The organism is Paraburkholderia youngii, from assembly GCF_013366925.1.
Classification (GTDB): Bacteria; Pseudomonadota; Gammaproteobacteria; order Burkholderiales; family Burkholderiaceae; genus Paraburkholderia; species Paraburkholderia youngii.
In genome coordinates this window covers 969101-991591 of the sequence record NZ_JAALDK010000001.1, presented here as the reverse complement: position 1 = coordinate 991591, position 22491 = coordinate 969101, and the positions used below count along the sequence as shown (strand labels likewise).

The following is a 22491-nucleotide window of genomic DNA, read 5'->3' as shown; positions in this document are numbered from 1 at the left end:
CCTTTGAAATGCCGCTGAGTGACGCGGACAAGGAAACCATCATAGGGGCAAGCCATGTGAATGACGAACAATCAACGCACAACGACAGCGCAAGCAAAAGCGGCTCGCGACGCCACTGCAACGTCGCGAGCCGCCTCGAATTGCGCGCCGTCAAAGGCGCATTACTGCGATTCCTCCGCCCACACGGCGTTCTCCCGCGTCATCAGCGAGGTCGATGCCGCCGGTCCGAACGTGCCCGCCGAATACGAGCGCGGCCGCTCGCCCGACTTCGCCCAGCCGTCGAGAATCGGCTCGGCCCACGCCCATGCCGCTTCGAGTTCGTCGCGGCGCATGAAGTGTGTCAGCCGTCCGCGGATCACGTCGATCAGCAGCCGCTCATAGGCTTCCGCGCGACGCTCGGTGAACGCCTGCTGCAGGTCCAGGTTCAGGTTCACCGGCAGCATATGCATGCCGCTGCCGGGTTCTTTCGCGAGCACCTGCAGCTGGATCGACTCTTCCGGCTGCAACTGGATCACCAGCCGGTTGCCGTAGGTGCGTCCATTGCTCGGAATGATCGAGAACGGCAGCTCGGAGAATTCGATGACGATCTCCGACAGCTTCTTCTGCATCCGCTTGCCGGTGCGCAGGAAGAACGGCACGTTGGCCCAGCGCCAGTTGTTGATCCGCGCGCGCAATGCGACGAAGGTTTCGGCGCGGCTGCCCGCCGGCACGTTTTCTTCTTCGAGGTAGCCCTTGACCGCCTCGCCATCGACGGCGCCCGCCGTGTACTGGCCGCGCACGGTGTCGCGGGCGATGTCCTCGGGCGTCATCGGCCGCAGCGAGCGCAGCACCTTCAGCTTTTCGTCGCGCACCGCGTCGGGATCGAGCGACACCGGCGGCTCCATCGCGACGATGCACAGAAGTTGCAGCAGGTGGTTCTGCACCATGTCGCGCAGCGCGCCGGTCTTGTCGTAGAACCCCGCGCGAGTGCCCACGCCGACCGTTTCGGCCACCGTGATCTGCACGCTCTTGATGTACGGCGCCTGCCACAGCGGCCCGAAAATCGGATTGCCGAAGCGCAGCACCATCAGGTTCTGCACGGTTTCCTTGCCGAGGTAGTGGTCGATCCGGTAGATCTGCGATTCTTCGAAATGCTTGCCGACCGCGTTGTTGATCTCCTGCGCGGACGCGAGATCGTGGCCAAGCGGCTTTTCGAGCACCACGCGCGAATGGGCGTCGACAAGCCCGGCCGCCGACAGGTTGTCGCAGATATTGGTGAACAGATCCGGCGACGTCGCCAGGTAGAACACGCGGTTCACGCCGTCGCGCGATGCTTCTTTCAGGCGCTGGTAGTCCTCGGGCGAATCGACGTCCATCCGCACGTATTCGAAAATCGCGAGAAATTTGTCCCACGCGGATGCATCGAACGCCTTCTTGTCGATGAAGGGCTTAGCCTTCTGCTCCATGAATTCGCTGATGTATTCCTCGCGCGACCAGGGCTTGCGCCCGATCGTCAGAATGCGGGTGTCCGGCGGCAGGTTGCAGTGCAGATGCGCCATGTACAGCGCGGGCAGCAGCTTGCGGAACGACAGGTCGCCGGTGCCGCCGAAGATGATCATGTCGAGCGGCAGGTCGGGTGTGGCAGGAGCTTGTTGGGTCGTCATGGCACGGTCGCAGCGTCTAGGGGGAAGGCGTCGATCAGGAATCGGCGGCGGGCGGACGGGCTATCGCTCACGTCCGGTATGGCGCTTTTTCCGGCAAACTTCTATGGTGCAACGTTTTGAGATAGTTTGCACGGCAACATCTGCCGCAGGTTAGCGCAAGTTGCCAAGCTTGCGCGCCACGCGGTTGTTTTTTCGGGATATTTTGCGCGATTTTGGCGGGTGGACCGCCGACGGTCAGCCGCGCGCCAGCGCGTCTCGCGCGACCCGGCACGCGGCCAGATCCCACGCCGCGCAGCCGACGCTCTTGAACACCACCGGTCCCGCCGGCACCGGCTGCGTCTTACCGAGCACCGCGGCGATCCCGCCCACCCGCGCCCAGTCGACGCCCGCCTGGATGAAATCGCCGGCCTCGTGCTTCGCGCCGGCCTCGTCGTCGACGAACAGCGCGCTGCCCGCGATCGTCGTCGCGCCGATCTCGACCATCTGCGGCGTGAAAGCGCCGACACCGATCACGAGCCGCTCGGCGCGCGCCGTCTCGTCGTAGACCGGCTGTTTGCTCGTGGTCAACGCGATCACGATCTCGACCGAAGCCGGAATTGTCGCGCCGGTTTCCGCGAGCGGCCGCAACTCACGCACCTTGCCGCGCTGCGCCGCGCAGAACGCTTCGGCGCGCGCGGGCGCGCTGCCCTTGACCCACACGCACGCGTCGGGAAACAGTTCGCCGATCGCTTCCAGATGATTGAGCGCCTGCGTGCCGGTGCCGATCAGCAGGAATTCGCGCGGCGTGCGCGCGGCGAACGTCGCGATGCCGAGCATCGACATCGCCGCGGTCCGACGGCCCGTCACGGTCGGACCGTCGAGGACGAACAGCGTCTCGCCGGTATCGGCATCGAAGGCCATCACCTGGCCGTGGATCGTCGGCAGATGGCGTGCGCCGTTGCTCGCGCACACGTTGACGAGTTTGTGGATCGCCAGATCGGGCGCGGTGGCGGGCATCGACAGCATGATACCGCCGGCGTTCAGCGGCACGACGAGCCGTTCGGGGCTCACGATGCGTCGTTGCGCGTAGTCGATGCTTGCGCGCCGCAATGCGTCGACAAGCGCCGCATAAGGCATCAGCCGCGCGGTGGCGGCGGCGTCGAAGATCTGCGTGGTCGGGCGGGTCATGGGCGGGACGGTCCAATGCTGGATGGAGTGGGCATGGCGTCACCGTAACCGAGCGCAAGAAAATTGACTAGTCGTGTGGGCGGCTACTTCCCGCCGTTACCGTCGCGATTCTGGTCGCCGTTCTTGCCGTTGCCGTTGCCGTTACCGTTGCCGTTGCCGAACATCGCCCGACACGCCGGGCTCAGTTCGTCGAGGTGCCGCTTCATGCAGGCGATGATCTTCGCCCGGTGCGGAATCTCCGCGGCGCAGAAATGGAACGCATCATGACGGCACGCATGGGCCTGTTCTTCGCGGGTCGCGGCCTGCGCGGCGCCGGCAGCCTCGAGCACGACGAGGCTGGCGGCAAGCAGGCGGAAGGCTCGATTCATGGGAGCTCCGATAGGTCGCACGTCGAAGATGCTGCCTCAGCAGGAAGCAGACCCGAATCGCGAAGGCCGCGTCATGCCCAGCGCGCCAGCTAGCTCGTGCTGCGGCCGAGCGTCATCCCCCGCCCCGCATAGAAACGCGACATCGTCGCGAACGGCAGGTACACGTCGGACTGATGCGGCGCGACACCCGACGGGTTATGGAACCACACGCCGTCGCGATCCCGGCCGTGCAGCAGGATCAGATGACCGCCCCGCTGCAGGTTCGGCCGCTCCGGATAGCGGATCTCGGGGCTCACCGACACGATCGCGAGCGTATCGGCGTCGAGCCGCGCCGCGATCTCCTCGAGCGACGCCTGCGGCAGCACGTCGACATCGAGGCCGAAGGCCGGGCCCGCCCAGTCGGCGAACGGCCGGTAGATCAGCCCGTCGACACCGCCATCGTCGCGCAGCCGATACACGCCGTGCCGCAACGCGTCGTCGAGCAATGCGGCGCGTGGCGGGTGATCGATGCCCCAGTAGTCGAGCGCCGACTCCAGGCACGTCAGCCCGCACAGGCGTTGCGCCCAGAAACGATAGCGCTCGGGGTCGGCGAAACCGCTGCGCTGCCAATGCGGGTCGTCACACGGATCGCGCTGCTGTTCGACGATGTCGCGCACCCACTCGGGGCTGCCCCATTGCGTGTAGTACGGAACATCGGCGTGGCGGAGAACGGGTTCGGTCATCGCTGGTATCGGTCGGGTTGAGTTGTACTGGGTCGGGTTGCGTTGCGCACGATCACAGCATGCTGCGCGGCCGCTTCATCGTGCCGTCGAAAAAACGCTGCAAACGGAACGCCGACAGATCGAGCGACGCGTTGCCGCCATCGTTGAGTTCCGCGAGCAGCTTGCCGACGATCGGCCCCATCGCGAACCCATGTCCGCAAAAACCGGTCGCGATCGTCAGGCCAGCGACCTGCGGCGGCGCATCGATCACAGGAATTCCATCGGGCAACACGTCGATCAGCCCGGCCCACGCCTCGACCACCTGGGCGTCGCGCAACGCCGGAAACAGCGCGCGCAGCTTGTTCAGCGCGCGCGGCGCGTGGCTCGGGTTAGGCTGCGGATGCGGGTCGCGCGGATAAAGCACACGTTCGGCGTCGGGCACGCCGCCCGGCAGACGCTCGCGCAAATCGCGCAGACAGGCGCCGTTCAGATGGAAGCTGAACTTCTCGCGCTGCGTCCACAGTTCTGGCAAAAACCACTTGAGCGCGCGGAAATGGCCGAGTGTCATGTCGACGTCGACCTGCATGTCGTCGGCGAGGTTGATCGCGCCGTTCGCGCGCTGCCGGATGCCGAGGCCGTGCCCCCAGAACGTCGACGCCGTGATCGGCGGCAGCGGATTGGTGCGCATGCAGGTACCGCGCACCGCCTGCTGAGGCAGTTCGAGACCGAGCGTCCTGAGGAGCCGCCAACTGCTCGCGCCGGCCGCGCAGATCAAACGCGAGGTACGAATCGTGCCGCGCTCCGTGACCACGCCGGCGATCGCGCCACCCGCGCGTTCGACGCCGACCACGCCGCAGCCCTCGAAAAATAGCGCGCCGGCTTCGGCCGCGCGCGCCGCGAACGCCGCGGCCGCACGGCGCGGTTCGGCCTGACCGTCGCTTGGCGTGTATAAGCCGCCGAGCGCGGGCCCCTGCATGCCGGTGACGACGGCGTCGATCTGCCCGCGGTCGAGCGTGCGGGTGTCGAGGCCATACTGACGCGCGACCTCGAGCCATTGCTGGAACGAGGTCCAGTCTTCGTCATTGGTCGCGACATACAGGCAACCGCCCTGGCGCCATTCGAGATCGAAATTCAGCTCACGCTCGAGTTCTTTCCACAATGGAATGCACGCCATCATCAGCGGCACCTCGGCGGCTTCGCGACCCTGCTGGCGCACGAAGCCCCACGCGCGCGATGACTGCTGCCCGGCGATCCGCGACTTGTCGAGCACCACCGCCGACAGGCCGCGCCGCGCCAGGTAATAAGCGGCCGCGCAGCCCATGATGCCGGCACCCGCGATCACGACGTCGGCGCGGCTGGGAAACGGTTGATCGGCGGGCGTGAAGGTCGAGTGCAGCGGGTAAGTCGTGGTCATTGGTTGGGCGGGTTGGAGACGTGGGCGTCATCTTCGCAGTGGCGGCCATTGTCCGCAATGCCGCGTGAGTTCGGCACCGCTGCTGGTCGCGGCCAGGACGACGACGCGCGGGCTCCTGCCGGATTCCGCGATTATCCGTCACACGGATATTCGTCGATTATCTGTCACGCAAATATTTGACAAATATTCGTGTGACGCATAAATTGCGTTTATTCGTCTCGCAAATAATCCGCCATGCTCCATCTGATCACCACGTCGGACCAGCTCGCGCAGTTGCTGGCGGCCAGCCGCCGCCAGGCCGGCTTCACGCAGACCGAGGCGGCCGCGCGCGTCGGCGTGAGCCAAAGCCGCATTTCCGCGCTCGAAACCGATGCGAGCGGGCTCACGCTTACGCAGCTGCTCGCGCTGTGCGGCGCCTACGGCCTGCAACTGCAGTTGCGCGACAAAAATCAGCCGAGCGCCGAGCCGGCACCGAACGTCGAGTGGTGAGATGGCCCGGCAAACCGCCTCGAAGGCATTGTCGGTCTGGGCCAACGGCGAGCGCGTCGGCGTCTGGCGCCTGCCCGCGCGTGGTCCGATGGAGTTCGCCTACGACGCCGCCTGGATCGCGTCGCCGGCGGGTCGTCCGTCGCTGTCGCTGCCATTCACGCCCGGCAACATGACGCACAAAGGGCCGCGGGTGCTCAACTACTTCGACAACCTGCTGCCCGACAGCGACGCTATCCGCAAACGCATCGCGCAGCGCTACCGGACCGAAACGCTCGACGCGTTCGACCTGCTGCGGGCCATCGGCCGCGACTGCGTCGGCGCGGTCCAGCTGCTCGGTGAAGACGACGCGCCGGTCGGGGTTCAGCGCATCGAAGGCACGCCGCTCTCCGACGACGACATCGAGGCGCTGCTCGCGCAAACGGTCGGCAAACCGACGCTCGGCGCGCCCGACGAACCCGACGACTTCCGCATCTCGCTCGCCGGCGCGCAGGAGAAAACCGCGCTGCTGTGGCACGACGGCCAATGGCAGCGGCCGCACGGCGCGACGCCGACCACGCATATCTTCAAGCTGCCGCTGGGGCTAGTCGGCAACCGGCTCGCCGATCTGAGCACGTCGGTCGAAAACGAGTGGCTGTGCATGCGGATTCTGCGCGAGTTCGGCCTGCCGGTCGCGAACACCGAGGTGCTCAGCTTCGGCCAGCAGCGCGTGCTCGCCGTCGAACGCTTCGACCGCCAGATGCATTCGAGCGGCAGCTGGCTATTGCGTTTGCCGCAGGAAGATTTCTGCCAGGTGTACGGCGTGCCGTCGCATCGCAAGTACGAGAACGAGGGCGGCCCCGGCGTGCTCGATCTCGCGCGGATCCTGCAGCAGTCGGTCGATGCGCGGCAGGACCTCGAGACCTTGCTCGCGAGCCAGATCCTGTTCTGGATGCTGGCCGCGCCGGACGGCCACGCGAAGAACTTCAGCATCCGTCTGCTCGCGGGTGGCCAGTACCGTCTGACGCCGCTTTACGACGTGATGTCGATCTGGCCGGTCGAAGGCAATGGCCCGAACCAATGGTCTTGGTACAAGGCGCGGCTTGCGATGGGTCTGTGGTCGCGCAGCAAGCACGAGGCGTTTCGCGACGTGCAGCGGCGTCATTTCAACGCGATGGCGTTGAAGTGTTCGTACGGCGCCGACGCCGAGCCGCTGATCCAGCGTCTGATCGAGCAGACGCCCGGCGTGATCGAACGGGTGTCGGCGGCGTTGCCCGAGCGCTTTCCGGGCAAGGTCGCCGAGCGGATTTTCAAGGGACTTCAAAACTCGGCGGCCCGGCTCGACACGATGCCGGCGAGTTGAGCGCTTTGCGGCCAGAAGCCGGAACCGTTGGCTTGCGCACAACTCATTCGTGGATTCCCTACGGTTTCGTCATCGTTTCACCGGTAGAATGCTTTTTGATGCTCAATGCATCAAAAGTCACCCGCGCGACGGCTGCGTCGCTTGCATTAGCGGCCTCGGCGACGGTCTGACAAAATCATAAACAGTGAATTTTTTTACGGTACATTTGCTGTCCCCGCGTGGCCGATTCATGCGCATTGCATGCGCAAGGTCGGCTTGCGCCTGTCGACCGCGTACCACCTGTACCTTTTAACTCGCGGATTTTCACGCAGTATGGCCAACGAAACACACTCACCGGACTCCATCGCGGTTGCCGAGCGCGTGCGCGAGTTGATGAGCCGGCATGGAATCGGCAAGCGCCAGCAAACCACGGAGCTATGCCGCATCCTCGATCTGAGTTTTTCCCAGGGGCACCGCAAACTGCGCGGCAATAGTCCATGGACGCTGTCGCAGATCAAGAAAGTCGCCGAGGTGTTCGACGAACCGGCGGCGCAGCTGTTCGGCGCGCAGTCGCTCGATCCGGGCGTGGTCGGCGCGATCGCCCAGGAGGCGGTGTTCTGCATCGGCGCGACCGAAATCGCCTGTACCGCGTGGGTCGGCGCCGCGCTCGAACCGGGTAGCCGTCCGGAGTTCGTCGCCTATTCGCGGCTCGGTCAATGGCGTGTCTCGCGACATGATGGCGCGCTGTATCAGAGCGCCTATGAAGTCCACAAGATCGAGATCTATCCGCGCCGCGCCGAAACCGACAAGCCTTCCATCGCGGTCGTCGACGACGATTGCGCGAGCGCCGATAACCTGCGCGACTATCTGGAGCGCAGCGGCTTCGCGGCGGTCGCGATCTATGGGCTCGCGGCCTTCAGCGAGCAGTTGCAAACGCAGGTGTTCGACGGCGTGATCATCGACTGGCTGTTCGGCTCGCAAACTTCTGCGGCCGCGATTCGCGCGGTGCGCGCGTCGGAGAACCCGGACGCGCCGATCTTCGTGCTGACCGGCGAGCTGCTGACCGGCAAGGCCAGCGAATCGGAGATCAGCGAGGTGATCCGCGATTACGACGTCGCGTGCTACGAAAAGCCCGCGCGCATGGCGATCCTCGTCGCCGATCTGTCGAAGCGGCTGAATCGCCCCTGATCCGCTGGCGCCGATGCGCGCCCCGGGCGCGGCGCCGCCCTCACGCCTGATGCCGCGCCGCCAGCGCGCGCTGCAGCGCGTGCTTCAGATCCTCGTAATGGACCGGCTTTAACAGCGCCTCGAACACCGACGGCGCGCCAGTCACCCCACCTTCATCATCCCGCACGACCTCCGGCGCGTACGCGCTGACCACGATCACCGGCACGCCCGCCGACGGTCCACCGCGCACCGCGAAGTCCTCGAGAAACGTGTAGCCGTCGCGCCCCGGCATATGCAGATCGAGCAGCACCACTTCGCACCGGTGTGTATCGAGCCACGCGAGCGCGTCGTTCGCGTTGCCGAGGGCGAGCGAGTCGTAGCCCATGTGCGCGACCATTTCGCTGAGTGACTCGCGGATCAGGCTGTTATCGTCGATGATCAGCACGCACGGTTGCGCGCCGTCCGGCTCGGCTTGCGCCGTGACGTCGGCCGGCTCGACGGTAGCGACCGGCACGACCGGAATCGTCACCGTGAAGCGGGTGCCCTCGCCGACCGTGCTCGCGACATCCACCGTGCCGCCGAACAGCTTGACGAGCCCTTGCACGATCGTCAGCCCCATGCCGGCGCCTTCGAAACGGCGCGAGCGCTTCGCATCGAGCTGAGTGAACTCCTCGAAGATCAGCGGGATCTGCTCGGACGGCACGCCTGGTCCCGTATCGCTGACGACGAAAACCAGCAGCGCCGGCTGCTGGCGCAGCTCGACGCGCACCGTGCCGGTCTCGGTGTAGCGGATCGCGTTGGTGACGAGGTTGTTGACGATCTGCCGGATGCGGTGCGGGTCCGACTCGACGAGCCCGCTCGCGCCGCTCGCCTCGCTTTCGAGCTTGAGGCCGCGCGCCTTGGCGGACATCGTGTGTTCATCGACGATCGACGCCAGCAGCTCGCGCGGCTCGAAATGCTGGTGCCGCAGTTCGAGCTTGCCGGCGCCGAGGCGCGCGTAGTCGGTCAGGTCCTTCATCTGCGCTTCGAGATGGCGCGCCGCGGTTTCGAGCCGCTGGATCACTTTGCGGTCGGCCTCCGTGTGATAGTGGAAGCCGAGCAGTTCCACCGACGACACGATCGCATGCAACGGCGTGCGCAGCTCATGGCTGATCATGCCGAGAAACGCATCTTTCGCGAGGCTCGCCTCGCGCGCCGCGCGGCTTGCCTGATGCTCGGCTTCCAGCGCCGCGCGCTGCTGGCGCATGAGCCGCGTGCGGCGCCGGCCGTTGAGCACGAGCAGCAGCGTCGCCGCCGCCGACAGCAACAGCAGCACCAGACCACCCGCGAAAAGGAGGCGGCGTTTGTCGATGAAATCGCGGTTCATCGCTTCGCGGTCGGCGACATCGGCGAAACGGCGCGACAGCGCAAGATCGTTGACCTCGCTCCAGTGCTGGCGCAGCTGCGCGTCGATCCGCGCGGCACGGGTGCGGTCGCGCGGCAGTACGTCGATCTCGGGCTGGATGTCGTCGAGCACATTCTCGAGCGTCCTGATTTCGTCGATCTGCCGTTGCAACAGAGCGAGCTGCGCGGAGAGCCGCTGCGTCGAGCCGGCCATCACGCGCAGCTTCGATTGCAGGAGCTGAAAGCGCAGCAGCAACCGCTGATAGTCGTCGTCGGCGCCGGACTGATACAGCAGCAGCTGGTTCTCGAAGCGAGCGTAGGCGATCTGCAGTTGTGCGGCGTCCCAGTAGAAACCGTCGTAGGTGCCGGTCAACTGCTCGGTCGCGCGCGGGTTCAACAGGTTCGCATACAGCAGGTAGCCGATCGCACCGACGGGCGCGGCGAGCGCCATCAGCCAGATCAGCACGTACATCGCGCGCCGCCACGGACGACGCGCTATTTGACGATGAGGGCCTTGATCTGCCATACGAATTTCGAGTCGCCGACCGCGCCAGTCAGTTCATCCGGAAAAGCGTCGCGCGGATAGATCAGAAACAGCGGCCCGAAGTCGCTGAGTTTCAGGCGCTGGCCGTTCATGCTGTACGCGACGATCACGCCGTAGCGTTCGCAGTCCGCGACCGGCACGGTGTAGGTGTAATCGTCGTACGTGTGAAGCTCGATTTCGCTGCCGCGCGCGCCGACGGCCTTCAGGATGTCGGCGAGCCTGGGACCGGCGAACGTCGAGCGCGGTGTCCAGGTGGTCGAAGTCGTGATCGTATGCACGGGCAGCGCGAGCAGTTGAGCCTCGTCGAAGTGATAGGTGTGATGCGCGGCGTCGTTGGTGTTGCCGATCTTGCCCTCGACGTCGAGCGCCAGCGCCGGCGACTGCCGCACGCCCGGCTGCGCATGCGCGCCATAGACGGTAAGCCCGACGATCAGTCCCGCGAGCCCCGCCAGCCAGCGCATCCGCGAGGGCACACCGGTTTCGCCGGCTGCATTGCGCAGCGTTGCAATCAGGTTGGCCATTTGCTTTTTTTATCCGTTTTAGTTGATTCGCCGGACCGTGGGCGGCGCCACGGTCAGCCGATCTTATGCCAGCGAAGTGTTGCGCCATACCGTGCAGTCAAACGCGTGCCACCCCGACACGCGACCTTTGACCCGCATGCATAATATCGCCAAAATGCGCTGACTCAAAAACCCGATAGTCATGAACAAGCCGGTCTTGCCCCTGACGTACGAACAGCTCGATCACTGGATCGAATCGCTGCAACCGGAGTTGCTCGCCGAGCGTTTCACGATCGCGCTCGGCATTCTGCGCGGTGGCGCGCCGCTCGCGCTGATGGTGTCGCACGCGGTCGGCGCGCCGGTCGCGTTCCTGCGCTACGATCGCCAGACGCGTGCGGTCGCATGGGAGTCGACGCTGCCGATCCCGCCCGCCGGCTCGAAGGTGCTGTTGTGCGAGGACATCGCTGGACGCGGTTTTACGCTCGCCGATTGCATCGCGTTCCTGCAGTCGCACGGGCTCGAAGTCAAAACGCTGACCGCCGCGGTCGATGAACTGAGCCGCGTGCAGCCCGACTACGCGATCGACGCGCGCGGCTACTTCGCCCTCTTTCCATGGGAGCGCCAGGCGTACACCGAGCGCTACCGAGACGACTGGGCACGCGTCGAAGCCGGCGCCGCGCCGGCGATGGCCAACGACCACGAATACGCGGCTTACGCGATCGACCTCGACGGCATCCTGCTGCCCGACGTACCGCTCGCGCGCTACGACGAAGACCTTGCCGGCGCGCTCGCCGAGCGCGACGCGCTGCTGCCGTTCGAGGTGCTGCCCGGCATCGACCTGCAACACGTGCGCACGATCATCACGGGCCGCCCGGAGATGGATCGCGCGCGCACCGAAGCGTGGCTCGCGCGACACGGCTTCGCTCATCTGCAACTGGTGATGCGCGCGCCCGGCCTGCACGACGACAGCCCCTCCGGGGCGGCCGCGCACAAGGCGAGCGCGGCGCTGCGCTCGGGTGTCACGCACTTCGTCGAAAGCGATCCGGTGCAGGCGCTGCTGATCGCGCAACAGGCGCCTTTGTTGCGCGTGATCTGGTGGGATGCGCTGACGCGCACGGGGATGCTGGTGAGCGCAAGGGCGTGGAGTTGAGCCGAGCTCAGCGTTCTCTACTTGTCCTTCCCCTCGCGCAACTGCAAATGACGCGCGGCACGCTGCGACGCGACGACGATCAGCTTCATCGTCGCGCGCGTCGCGCCGACGAACAGCTTGCGCGCGACGCGTTCGTCGAACGCGTCGAAGTCGATCTCGGTGAAGATCACGCACGGCGCCGCCTGCCCCTTGAAGCGGTAGATCGATTCGAACAGCACGTCGCCGTCGCGATACTCCGGGTTGCCGAACAGATCGTATTTGCCGGTGAAGCTGCGCAGCCGATGCGGTCCGAGATGATCGAGCGCGCTCATCGCCGAACCGTCCCTGCCGCGGAACGACAGCACCACGATGTCCTGCTTGCGAAAGCCGAGCCCGAGCGCGTGGGTGATCGCGCGCTTGGTCGCGTCGATACTACTTTCGGCGGCCTGCGCTTCGTCGTAGACCGACACCGAAACGTCCGAGCCGTCGAACGGACTGCCCGACGCGAGCGCCGCGGCAAGCGGCACCGACGAGCCGACCACATCGCGCAAATAGTCGAGAATGTCACGCGGACTGCGGTAATTGGTGGTTTCCTTCAGCGTGGCCCAGCCGGGTAACGACACCGGCTCGCGCATGTACAGATTCTGCAGCGGGTCTTCGAGCCACCACCACGCGCCGCCCGGCCGCAGCAGCCGCTCGAGCGAGGCAATCCACGACTGCTGGAAATCCTGCCCTTCATCGACGATCAGCACGTCGAACTGCCAGCGCGGCTCGATCGACGTGTCGGCGAATCCGGCCTCCAGTTGATCGAATACCTGCGCGGACTGGAAATCGGGCGCGCGGCCCGCGTCGCGCATGATCCAGTCGCACAGCTGGTGATAGTTCGCGACCTTCGCCTCCGGCGGCGCGACCCGCGCAATGTGATCGGCGAGTGGCCGGTTGAAGCACACGTACAACGGCCGCTCACGGCGCGCGACCGCGTCCTTCATCACCTGCACCGCGAGTTGCGTCTTGCCGGAGCCCGCCGTGCCGACCACGCGCAAACGGAACGGCGTGAATTCGAGCCGCCGGGCCCACGTGGCGAGTCCACCCGACAGGCGCGTGACGAGCGTGCCCGCCTGGCCGACGAGCGCGCTCGTGTCCGGTGCCAGCGCGAGTTCGTCGGCGAGAAAGTGATGGATTTTCGATGCGCTGGGAAGGCGCGGCTCATCGGCCGGCAGCGCTTCGCGGATGATCGCCGCCAGCCGTTCGCGCCGCGTCGCGTCGACGATGCGCGCGGGATTCACACCGGCGATCGCCGCATCCTTGACGATGTGATCGGGACAGTACAGCAGTTCCTCGATGAAATACGTGCCGGCGCCGAACGCCGCGGTAAAACGCCGGTGCAGACTCTCGATCGTATGCGCGAGCGCGATCGCGACGTTGCGCTCGGTCTGCAGGTACACCTTGACGAGCCCCTTCGGCGTTTCACGCAGAAAGCCGGTCTTCTGCTCGATGATCATCAGACGCCCGGCAGGACTCACGATCACGAAGTCGGCCTCGCCGAATACCGAAAAGTTCTGGTTCAGGCGAGTCCAATGCACGCCGTGATAGACGGTGTAATCGGCGGGCAGTGCATGTTCGAGCAGTGCCAGCGTTTCGCGTTCGCGCGCCGCCGCGCCGGTCGCTTCGAGGCTCTTCCAGTCGTCGGGAACAATGCGGGCCATGCGATGCCTTATCGGGTTTGGATGCGTGAGTCCACGCGTGTCGGCTCAGTGCGCAATTCGGGGTGCGGTCATTGTACGCAACGCGGTGGCGGGCGTCGCATCCGCGAGGCTGCGCCGCCTCGCGCGGAGGGCGCCTTTCGGATGCCGCGCAAAGCTTCGCGCATCGTGTATCGTAACTGGCTGAACGCCGCGCGAGGCGCGGCTTGCCAACCGAAAGAGAAAAGGATTTACCGGATGATTACGATCTGGGGACGTACCAATTCAGTCAACGTCCAGAAAGTTTTGTGGTGCTGCGACGAACTCGTACTGCCATTCGACCGCATCGACGCGGGCCTGCAATTCGGCCGCAACAACGAACCCGACTATCTCGCGATGAACCCGACCGGCAAGGTCCCGACGCTGGTCGACGACGACTTCGTGCTGTGGGAATCCAACTCGATCCTGCGCTATCTGGCGATGCAATACGGCGAATCGAGCCTGCTGTATCCGGCCGAGCCGAAACTGCGCGCGAGCATCGACCGCTGGCTGGACTGGTCGCTGTCGACGCTGCAGCCGGTGGAGCGTCCCGTGTTCTGGTCGCTCGTGCGCACGCCGGAGGCCGAGCGCGACGCCGCCAAACTCGCCGCCGACGTGAAGGCGGTCACCGTGCTGTGGCGCCTGCTCGACACGCATCTGCAGGGCCGCTTCTTTCTCGAAGGCGAAAAGTTCACGCTCGCCGATATCGTGATCGGCGCGTACGCGAAGCGCTGGTTCGGCCTCGACGGTTTGCAGCGGCCGCCGCTGCCGAGTCTGGAGCGCTGGTATTCGCGTCTGACGACGCGCACCGGCTTCAAGAAGTACGTGGATTTTCCGTTGACCTGAACGGCCGGTTCACTGGCGACTTCGTAAGCGCCGCCCGCGCGCTTGTGCCGCGCCTGTGCCGCGCCGATCCCCCGACCGGCGCGGCGACCCACCGCGCATGCCTCTATAATCGACGCATGAAAACCCCCAACCCCGCCGCAACCGGCCATCCGGTCACTCCCGCACCTGCCGCCTCCGCCGCCGATGCGCACGAGCATCATGCGCATCACGACGTGCATCAGCCGTCGCAGGAAGCGGCTCTCGCACTGGCCGAGCAATATTGCCGCGAACGCGGCGAAAAACTCACGCCGATCCGGCGCAAGGTGCTCGAACTGCTGCTGAACTCGGGACGCGCGACCAAGGCCTATTCACTGCTCGACGAAATGCGCCAGATTCACCCGGGCTCGGCGCCGCCCACCGTCTATCGCGCGTTGGATTTTTTGCTGTCGGCGGGACTCGTGCATCGGATCGAGTCGATCAATGCGTTCACCGTCTGCCATGATCTGACGCAATGCCAGCACGGCATTCTCGTCGTATGCCAGCAATGCGGCAGCGTCACCGAATTGCATCAACCGAAGCTGCGCCAGGCCCTGATCGCGCAGATCGAAGACGCGGGCTATCGGCTCGCGAGCGACGAAATCGAGTTGAAGGGCCTCTGTGCGGCCTGTCAGGCGGCCGCAATGGCTGGCGAAGCCGCGCCGGTGGCCGCGGCGAAATAGCGGCGCGCTACGCGTCAGGTGCGCAACGCGGTGGGATGCGCTGCGAAGCGCCGATGGCCGCGCGCTGTTCCGCGAAACGACGTCTTCCCGCCGCGCGCCGGCCTGCTACTACTCGCTCTCCACGAAAGCTCGCTGCGAGCCCGCTACGAAGCGGCGATCACCCCGCCGCGCGGGCGTCGATCGCGTCGCGCAGCAACGTCACGAGCGCTTCGGGCAACGCGGGTTTGGTCATGAAATGCTGGAAGCCTTCGCCGATGCTGCGCAGGCGATATGCGTCGTCGGTGTGGCCGGTCAGCGCCACCGCCACCGCGGGCGAATGGCCGCCGCAAATCTCGTGATCGCGCAGCCGCTGGATCAGATAGAAGCCATCCATGGTCGGCAAGTCGAGGTCGCAGACGACCGCGTCGGGAAGCAACTCCATCGCCGCCACGACACCCTCTTCCGCATCGGCGACCGCGCATACCTTCGCGCCTTCCGCCTCGAGTAGCAAGGTCAACGATTCCCGGCTGTCGGGGTCGTCCTCTACCAGCACGATCGTGGCCTGATCGAGCCTCATTGCTGCATTCATCGTATGTTGTTGCTCTGGAAAACCGGTTAGGCCATCGGAAGTGGCCAATGTTTCACTCTGCTGATTGCCGCCGATTTGCGCGGCCGAGGTGTTGCTGTCCATGGTTCCGACTCGATTTCGCACGCCGAGTTGCAGACAGGTCCGCGATTGTAAAACATTGCTGAGCACCTTCCCGAGTACAACGCGTGCGCACGGTAACGCGCCAAAATTGCACGTCGATGAAAAAACGGCGCTCGACGCATGCCGCGATTTAGCTGCTGAGTGTCCGCAGTTTTTCCGCGGCTCGCCGATTGCCGGCACCCGATGTTCCGGCGCGGTTCGCACGAACCCCGTTCGTACGGCCTTCTCCGCCCGGTCTCGATTCCGTCCTTCGTATTGTTTGCGCCACGCGGCGCTGTCGTTCGTGTTGCGCCGCTCGCATCCGACGACTCTGCAAGCATGTCGCGTGCCTTGCTGCAGGGGTTCGCGTCACGTGAAGAGGGGCCGGGTCGCGCGTGTCGATGACACAAAGATGAATTGGCGCTTACCCGCTAACCGTTGGCGCCGCGGCGCTATCATCGTGGGCGCGCATGCGCGGCATGCTTCGGTTCGCGGCCGTCCGCACGCGTCTATCGATGTCCACTCATCCCAACCCGAGGCCACCCGACACCATGTCCGCAACATCGTCCGCGCTTTGCACCGCGACGCTCGAGATCCTTCGTCACGTCAGCACCGCCACGCTGACCACGCAGCTATTCAAGCGCGGTCTGCGCAATACCTTCATGCAGGGCGTCGCACCACTCGGTCCGCGCCGCGCCGCGAATCTGGTTGGGCCGGCGTTCACGCTGCGCAATATCCCGTCGCGCGAAGACATCGACGTGCTGGAGCTATTCGCGGACCCTGAGTACGCGCAACGCAGATGCGTCGAGACCATTCCGCCGGGCCATGTGCTCGTGCAGGATTGCCGCGGCGAGCGCGGCAGCGCGTCGTTCGGTTCGATTCTGTCGCTGCGTTTGCAGGTGCGCGGCGTGGCCGGCATGGTGTCCGACGGCCCGGTGCGCGACAGCGCGACGATCGCCGCGCTCGATATGCCGGTGTTTTGCGCCGGCGCGAGCGCGCCGCCCAATCTGATCCGCCATCACGCGGTCGACATCAACGTGCCGATCGGCTGTGGCGGCGTCGCGGTGTTTCCGGGCGACGTGATCGTCGGCGATGGGGATGGGGTTGTCGTGATTCCGCTGAAGATGGCCGACGACGTCGCGCAAGCCGCGGCCGAGCAGGAACGGCTCGAAGCGTTTCTGACCGAAAGGATTCGTGCCGGCGCCGCGCTTCCCGGCACCTATCCGCCGAACGACGAGACGAAAGCGGCGTTCGACGAGTGGAAGAAAAACCGCAAAGTCTAGGGCCTTTTCAAACGACACGGCGACCGGTGCACCACACCGGCCGCCGGTTCAAGCGCCCTTGGCGGGCCCGATGCCCTGCACCAGCAACGCCACCGCATGCCGTGCGATCTCCGCGCCGCCGATATTGCGGCGCAACGGATCATTACGCCACAGCTTCGAGGTGGCCAGCGGCAGAATCGTCATGCCGAGCAGCGTGACGAACACGAGCGCGGGTTCGAGCGATGCATTCAGGCGCCCCTCCTTCTGCCAACGCGCGATCGCGAGCAGCGACTCCTTCTGATGCGCGAAGCCGAAACGCTCATGCATGCGCTGGCGCAGCAGACCGCCGTCGCTGATCACTTCGCGAATCCACAGCGACGCGAACCACGGGTTATCGCTCGCGATCTGCACGAGCCGCTCGGTGAACTGCGTGATCGCCGCGACCGGAGCGTCGGGATTTTCCCGGAACGGCAGACCGAGGCTTGCGCGCAACGGCGCGAAACACTCGTCGATCAGCACATCGAGCAGTTGGTCGCGTGTCTTGAAGTAGTAGTGCACCATCGCGGGTGTGAAGCCGGCCTCGCGGGCGATCTCACCGAGCGATGTCTCGACGATGCCCTGCCTTGCGAACAACGTCAGCGCAGCGTCGAGCAAGCGCGCACGTTGCTCTGGGCCGCGCGCGGCGCCCGTCGGCCGGCCGGGGCGGCGGGCGGGCGACCCGGTTGGCGCGCCGCTTGTGAGATTCGCGGTTTGCGCATCCGCTTGCGTCGCCTCGAGTTTGGGCTTCGACGCGCCACGCTTTTTCGCGGCAATTCGCGCGGGTGGCCCCGCATCTGTCACGACGTGGTCCGCCGCGGCGTCATCAGACGAGATCCTTGTCATTGCATTGAATTTGACGTGAGAGGCGATGTCGCCTATATTAATCGTTCAGTTAATTAATTTCAACGCGTTGCCGCCATGGAACAACCCGCTACGACCCTGTCCGTCGACTCCGCGCCCGAGGAACCCCGCCTGGCCTCGGCCGCAGACGCAGCCGATCATCCGCCGATCCGGCTGCTGTTTCCGGCGCTGCTGCTGGTCATGCTGCTCGCCGCGCTCGACCAGACGATCGTGTCGACCGCGCTGCCCACCATCGTCGGCGATCTGGGCGGGCTCAATAACCTGTCGTGGGTCGTGACCGCCTACCTGCTCAGCTCGACGATCGTCGTGCCGCTGTACGGCAAGTTCGGCGACCTGTTTGGCCGCAAGATCGTGCTACAGACGGCGATCGTCATCTTTCTCGTCGGCTCGGCGCTGTGTGGCATCGCGCAAAACATGAGTCAGCTGATCGTGCTGCGCGCGCTGCAAGGTCTCGGCGGCGGCGGCCTGCTCGTCGTGACGATGGCGGCGATCGCGGACGTGATTCCGCCCGCTGAGCGCGGCCGGTATCAGGGCGTGTTCGGCGGCATCTTCGGTCTCGCCACCGTCATCGGTCCGTTGCTCGGTGGCTTTCTGGTCGAGCATCTGACCTGGCGTTGGATCTTCTACATCAACCTGCCGCTCGGCATCCTGTCGCTGATCGTGATCGGCGCGGTGTTCAAGCCGCACGTGCGCCACGTCAAGCACACGATCGACTACATGGGCGCCGCTTTTCTCGCCGGCGCGCTGACCTGCATCATCCTGTTCACGAGCCAGGGCGGCACGATCCTGCCGTGGACCTCGCCGCAACTGTGGTTCACGCTCGGCATGGGCCTCGTAGCGATCTGGGGCTTCATTCACGAAGAGCGCAGCGCGGTCGAACCGATCATGCCGCTCGGACTGTTCAAGCAGCGCACGTTTCTGATCAGCAGCCTCGTGAGCTTCATCATCGGCGTATCGCTGTTCGGCTCCGTTACGTTCATTCCGCTCTATCTGCAGGTCGTGAAGGGCTCCACGCCGTCGCAAGCCGGCATGCAGATGCTGCCGATGATGGGCGGCCTGTTCATTCTGTCGATGGTGACGGGCCGTCTGATCAGCAAGATCGGCAAGTATCGGCTGTTCCCGATCATTGGCACGTTCCTCGTCTCCGTGGCGATGCTGCTGCTCGCGCGCCTGCAGATCGATACGCCGATTCATGTGATGTATCTGTACATGGGCCTGCTCGGCTGTGGCCTCGGCATGGTGATGCAGGTGCTGGTCCTCGCGGTCCAGAACACCGTCGAGTTCAAGCATATGGGGGTGGCGACGTCGGGCGTTACGCTGTTTCGCTCGATCGGCGGCTCGATCGGCGTGGCCGGTTTCGGTGCGGTGTTTTCGAACGGACTGGCCTCACGCCTCGAAAAGCTGATCCCGCCCGATACCGAACTTCCGCAGGCCTTGGGTCCCGCCGCGATTCGTCAGCTACCCGAAGCATTGCGCAACGACTATCTGCATGCGTTCGCTGGCGCGTTGCATACCGTGTATCTGTCGGCCGCATGCGTCGTGGTGCTCGCCTTCGCGCTGGCGTGGCTGCTGAAGGATCATCCGTTGCGAAAGCACTGAGCGTTCTTCTGCGCCTGATCCGGATGCTGATGCAAACACTTACCGGCAAGCATCCAATAGCCGGGCGATCACGAGGCCGCACGCGCAGCGCGTCGGCCTCGTTGTTTTTTTGTCGCGTTCACTACATGGGGCGCGCCCGTGCATTTGTCGTGAAACAACAGACACATACATTCGTTTTTGAGCGTATCGGCAAAGTTTCTTCATACCTCCGAATGAGCGGTAGCGCACACAATCCAGGGGCCTACCGCGTTGACGTCCCCCGTGAAACATCACATATTGGAAACCGTGGAAACGCAGGCGCGGCCTACGTCTCCGCGACCTCCGGCGCATGTGGATCGTGATTCCGCGGACAAGGCTCCTGCCTCAACACGATCCGGAGCATGCCTTTACGGCATCGTTTTCCAAAGGTGGGTCCACGGCATGTCCACCCAGACAGCAACCGGCCAAAGTTTCCCCACGCCCTGCAAACGCTGCGGCGGCGCACTGTACCGACAAGTCGACGCCTGCCCCTACTGTGGCGCTGCGCATCCGTTCGAGCAAGACGATCCGCACATCCGCACCGGTATTCCAGGCAGCCGCGCGAGCGCCACGCACAAGCCGCTGCCCCGCTTCGACGACGAGCTCGGCACACGGGATGAACCCGTCATCGCCTCGGCCGCGATGGCGTCCGAATCTCTGTTGCAGAGCGAGCCGATCATGCACACGGCGCTCGTGTCGACCGACACCGCTATCCCACCTTACGAAGATCCGATGTACGCGCCGCGCAACACTGCGCAGACGATCTGGCGCGTGCTATACGTGATCGGCGCGGTCATCGCGATCGGCCTGGCGTATATCGCTTATACGTTATTCAGCGACGGTGGCGAATCGGAAGATAAAGGCGTCGAGCAGATCACTCAGGATGTCCGCACCACGACGACCGGCATGATCGCGCCGCTTGCGTCCGCACCGGTGATGGCTCAGGCACAGACCGCACACGCGCCGGCCGCGGCCAGGCCAGTCCCACCGCCCGTGAGCGAACTGGCGGCGAAGCCCGCGCCCGTCGTACCCGCGGTTCCCGTCATTCCAGCGACACCGGCTGCGCCGCCTGTCACGCCGCCGCTCGCCGCGACGCCCATGCGGCCCGCGACGCAATTCCACGACGCCGCACAGGCGTTGCAGGTCGCGAGGACCGCGTTCCGCGCCAACGACCTGTCCGCCGCGCAGGCCGCTCTCGCGGCCGCGCAAACGTTACAACCGGGAAACAGCGATGCGCAGGTTCTGGCCGATCAGATGCGGCCGCTCGTCCAGCGTCGCGATACCGCGCTGCAGGCCGCGCAGGTCTGCGTCGCGCAGCAGTCGTGGCCGTGCGCGCGTCAGCACGCGAACGAGGCGCTCGCGATCGACAGCAGCAACGACGCGGCGAAAGTGATCCTCGAGCGCGTGATTCGCGAGACCGGCTGGGCGCCGCTGACTCCGCCGCATGCGGCAGCGGACGCCGCGCCGGGCGCGCCGCTCGCGCAGGCGCAACTGCAGGTACCGCTGCCCGCCGGCATGCTGGAGCACGGCGCGCTTGCCGCGACCGCAACGAACGCCGGCGTCGTGAGAACCGCGACGCCGCGGAGCAACTAGCGCTCAAGCGCGACGCAACCCTCCGCTCAGGGTCGCGGAGACGCCAACGACTGCGCCGTCGCGCCCAAACATTGCTTCGCATAGCAGATCGAATGGTCGCCGTCTGTGCCGATTCCCACATAATCATTCGTCCTCTGAGCGGCAACAGACGGAGCGGCCCTGACAGCAGTTTGAACATGACATGGCAACCGGATCACTGGTGCTTCCACGCGCCACGCGTGAAGCGGGATCAACCTGACCGATAGGTAGAATGACCATGCTGAAGAGACTTCTCGCGGGCTGGCTGGGGCTGGTGGTACTGGTCGTATGTTCGCTGGCCGGCGCGGAACCGGCCCACTACAAGATCGTCACCGGGCCGGAGCGCGGCACCTATATCCAGATCGGCAACGACCTGTCGAAATGGGTGGCCCAGCCGGTCGGCATCGACCTCGAAGTGGTGGCGTCGAAAGGCTCGGCCGAAAACGTGCAGCGCATGCGTTTCGAGCCCGGCGTGAAGCTCGCGCTCGTGCAGTCCGACGTGTACCAGGCGTTCATCGACATGGCCAACACGGGCAACCCCGATGCGGGCACGACGATCCGGCCGTTGCGACTGATCATGCCGCTCTACGACGAGGAAATTAACGTCGTCGTGCGGGCGGATTCGCCGCTGAAAACGCTCGCCGACATCAAGGACAAGACCATCAGCGTCGGCCTGCTGGGCAGCGGCACCGCGCAGTCGGCGACGACGCTCTACCGCCTGATGTTCGGCCAGCCGATTCCCGAGCAGAACGTCGTGCATCTGAGCAACGAGGACGCGCTGGCCGCGCTGATCGTGAAGAAAATCGACGTCGCGATCATCGTGGTCGGGCAACCCGCGAATCTATTCACCAGCATGAAGCCCGACCTGCTGTCACAACTGCGTCTGCTGCCCGCCGATCCCAACGCGCCGGAGACGAACCGCGCAAAGCAGACCTACTTTCCGACGACGATCCGTCAGAGCAGCTACCCAGGCTGGCTGAAGGAAGACGTGCCGGGCCTCACGGTCAAAGCGTTTCTGGTCACCTACGACTATGGCTTGCGCGACACCGTCAGCAATCTGAATCATTTCGCCGACTCGTTGTGCGCGAACTTCGACAATCTGCAGGAGCACGGCCATCCGAAATGGAAACAGGTGAAGCTCGAATTGCCGACGCTCGTACGCGGGTGGAAGTATTACGGTCCGGTCGAGAAGCACCTGCGCGCGTGTCTCGCGAACCGCACCGCGGCGATGAGCGCGGCGGCCGCGCAACCCGCGCCGAAACCGCATACGCCGTGCTCGGAACAGGAGCGGATGCTTCTGCTGTGCAAATAACGCCGTAGCAAGGACCGCGCGCCTGATTCGATTC

20 protein-coding genes are annotated in these 22491 nt (G+C 65.2%); 10 read left to right on the top strand and 10 right to left on the bottom strand.

Going from position 1 to position 22491, the window contains the following annotated elements; translation table 11 throughout:
- Window positions 1-161: 161 nt before the first annotated feature.
- The 5 genes from zwf to G5S42_RS04615 form a co-directional block, all read right to left on the bottom strand.
- Complete coding sequence (gene zwf, locus G5S42_RS04635; protein ID WP_176105739.1) at window positions 162-1643, bottom strand: glucose-6-phosphate dehydrogenase; 1482 nt, start codon at window positions 1641-1643, stop codon at window positions 162-164.
- Window positions 1644-1877: 234 nt separating this feature from the next.
- Entirely contained in the window at window positions 1878-2810 is a 933-nt protein-coding gene (lhpI, locus tag G5S42_RS04630) for a bifunctional Delta(1)-pyrroline-2-carboxylate/Delta(1)-piperideine-2-carboxylate reductase (protein WP_176105738.1), read from the bottom strand.
- Window positions 2811-2893: 83 nt separating this feature from the next.
- Complete coding sequence (locus G5S42_RS04625; protein ID WP_176105737.1) at window positions 2894-3178, bottom strand: hypothetical protein; 285 nt, start codon at window positions 3176-3178, stop codon at window positions 2894-2896.
- 89 nt (window positions 3179-3267) lie between these two features.
- Window positions 3268-3900, bottom strand: coding sequence for a cysteine peptidase family C39 domain-containing protein (locus G5S42_RS04620; RefSeq protein ID WP_176105736.1), 633 nt, complete (start codon window positions 3898-3900; stop codon window positions 3268-3270).
- A gap of 52 nt (window positions 3901-3952) precedes the next feature.
- Complete coding sequence (locus G5S42_RS04615) at window positions 3953-5293, bottom strand: NAD(P)/FAD-dependent oxidoreductase (protein WP_176105735.1); 1341 nt, start codon at window positions 5291-5293, stop codon at window positions 3953-3955.
- 234 nt (window positions 5294-5527) lie between these two features.
- Here G5S42_RS04615 and relB point away from each other — a divergent pair, with 234 nt between their 5' ends.
- The 3 genes from relB (at window position 5528) to G5S42_RS04600 (ending at window position 8288) form a co-directional block, all read left to right on the top strand.
- A complete protein-coding gene (relB, locus tag G5S42_RS04610) occupies window positions 5528-5782 on the top strand; it encodes a type II toxin-antitoxin system RelB family anti-toxin (RefSeq protein WP_018433135.1) in 255 nt (84 codons plus the stop codon).
- 1 nt (window position 5783) lies between these two features.
- A complete protein-coding gene (locus tag G5S42_RS04605; RefSeq protein ID WP_176105734.1) occupies window positions 5784-7121 on the top strand; it encodes a type II toxin-antitoxin system HipA family toxin in 1338 nt (445 codons plus the stop codon).
- A gap of 312 nt (window positions 7122-7433) precedes the next feature.
- Window positions 7434-8288 (top strand): helix-turn-helix domain-containing protein, encoded by an 855-nt coding sequence (locus G5S42_RS04600; RefSeq protein ID WP_176105733.1) that lies wholly within the window; start codon window positions 7434-7436, stop codon window positions 8286-8288.
- 40 nt (window positions 8289-8328) lie between these two features.
- Here G5S42_RS04600 and G5S42_RS04595 read toward each other — a convergent pair whose 3' ends face one another.
- On the bottom strand, window positions 8329-10176 hold the full coding sequence (locus G5S42_RS04595) for an ATP-binding response regulator (RefSeq protein WP_176105732.1): 1848 nt from the start codon (window positions 10174-10176) through the stop codon (window positions 8329-8331).
- Window positions 10146-10715, bottom strand: a complete 570-nt coding sequence (locus G5S42_RS04590) for a putative pterin-binding protein (RefSeq protein ID WP_176105731.1) — start codon at window positions 10713-10715, stop codon at window positions 10146-10148. Before G5S42_RS04590 ends, G5S42_RS04595 begins: the two co-directional genes overlap by 31 nt.
- 181 nt (window positions 10716-10896) lie before the next feature.
- Here G5S42_RS04590 and G5S42_RS04585 point away from each other — a divergent pair, with 181 nt between their 5' ends.
- Window positions 10897-11844 (top strand): phosphoribosyltransferase, encoded by a 948-nt coding sequence (locus tag G5S42_RS04585; protein WP_176105730.1) that lies wholly within the window; start codon window positions 10897-10899, stop codon window positions 11842-11844.
- 17 nt (window positions 11845-11861) lie between these two features.
- Here the strand turns inward: G5S42_RS04585 and G5S42_RS04580 are convergent, their stop codons facing one another.
- The gene (locus G5S42_RS04580) at window positions 11862-13529 is read right to left on the bottom strand and encodes an ATP-binding domain-containing protein (protein WP_176105729.1); all 1668 of its coding nucleotides are present in this window, start codon (window positions 13527-13529) and stop codon (window positions 11862-11864) included.
- Between the two features lie 234 nt (window positions 13530-13763).
- On the opposite strand from G5S42_RS04580, the gene G5S42_RS04575 reads away from it, so the two are divergent.
- Both G5S42_RS04575 and G5S42_RS04570 read left to right on the top strand, forming a co-directional pair.
- Window positions 13764-14390: a glutathione S-transferase family protein gene (locus G5S42_RS04575; protein WP_176105728.1), complete on the top strand. Its 627-nt coding sequence runs from the start codon at window positions 13764-13766 to the stop codon at window positions 14388-14390.
- A 116-nt stretch (window positions 14391-14506) separates the two neighbouring features.
- Window positions 14507-15088 (top strand): Fur family transcriptional regulator, encoded by a 582-nt coding sequence (locus G5S42_RS04570; RefSeq protein WP_176105727.1) that lies wholly within the window; start codon window positions 14507-14509, stop codon window positions 15086-15088.
- A 157-nt stretch (window positions 15089-15245) separates the two neighbouring features.
- Here the strand turns inward: G5S42_RS04570 and G5S42_RS04565 are convergent, their stop codons facing one another.
- Window positions 15246-15758 (bottom strand): response regulator, encoded by a 513-nt coding sequence (locus G5S42_RS04565; protein WP_176105726.1) that lies wholly within the window; start codon window positions 15756-15758, stop codon window positions 15246-15248.
- A 548-nt stretch (window positions 15759-16306) separates the two neighbouring features.
- On the opposite strand from G5S42_RS04565, the gene G5S42_RS04560 reads away from it, so the two are divergent.
- A complete protein-coding gene (locus G5S42_RS04560) occupies window positions 16307-17038 on the top strand; it encodes a ribonuclease activity regulator RraA (RefSeq protein WP_176110344.1) in 732 nt (243 codons plus the stop codon).
- Window positions 17039-17086: 48 nt separating this feature from the next.
- Here G5S42_RS04560 and G5S42_RS04555 read toward each other — a convergent pair whose 3' ends face one another.
- Complete coding sequence (locus tag G5S42_RS04555; RefSeq protein ID WP_176105725.1) at window positions 17087-17857, bottom strand: TetR/AcrR family transcriptional regulator; 771 nt, start codon at window positions 17855-17857, stop codon at window positions 17087-17089.
- Between the two features lie 117 nt (window positions 17858-17974).
- On the opposite strand from G5S42_RS04555, the gene G5S42_RS04550 reads away from it, so the two are divergent.
- From G5S42_RS04550 to G5S42_RS04540, 3 genes are all read left to right on the top strand, one after another.
- Complete coding sequence (locus tag G5S42_RS04550; RefSeq protein ID WP_176105724.1) at window positions 17975-19516, top strand: MDR family MFS transporter; 1542 nt, start codon at window positions 17975-17977, stop codon at window positions 19514-19516.
- A gap of 420 nt (window positions 19517-19936) precedes the next feature.
- A complete protein-coding gene (locus G5S42_RS04545; protein ID WP_176105723.1) occupies window positions 19937-21127 on the top strand; it encodes a hypothetical protein in 1191 nt (396 codons plus the stop codon).
- A gap of 256 nt (window positions 21128-21383) precedes the next feature.
- Window positions 21384-22457: a TAXI family TRAP transporter solute-binding subunit gene (locus tag G5S42_RS04540; RefSeq protein WP_176105722.1), complete on the top strand. Its 1074-nt coding sequence runs from the start codon at window positions 21384-21386 to the stop codon at window positions 22455-22457.
- The last annotated feature ends 34 nt before the right edge of the window (window positions 22458-22491 follow it).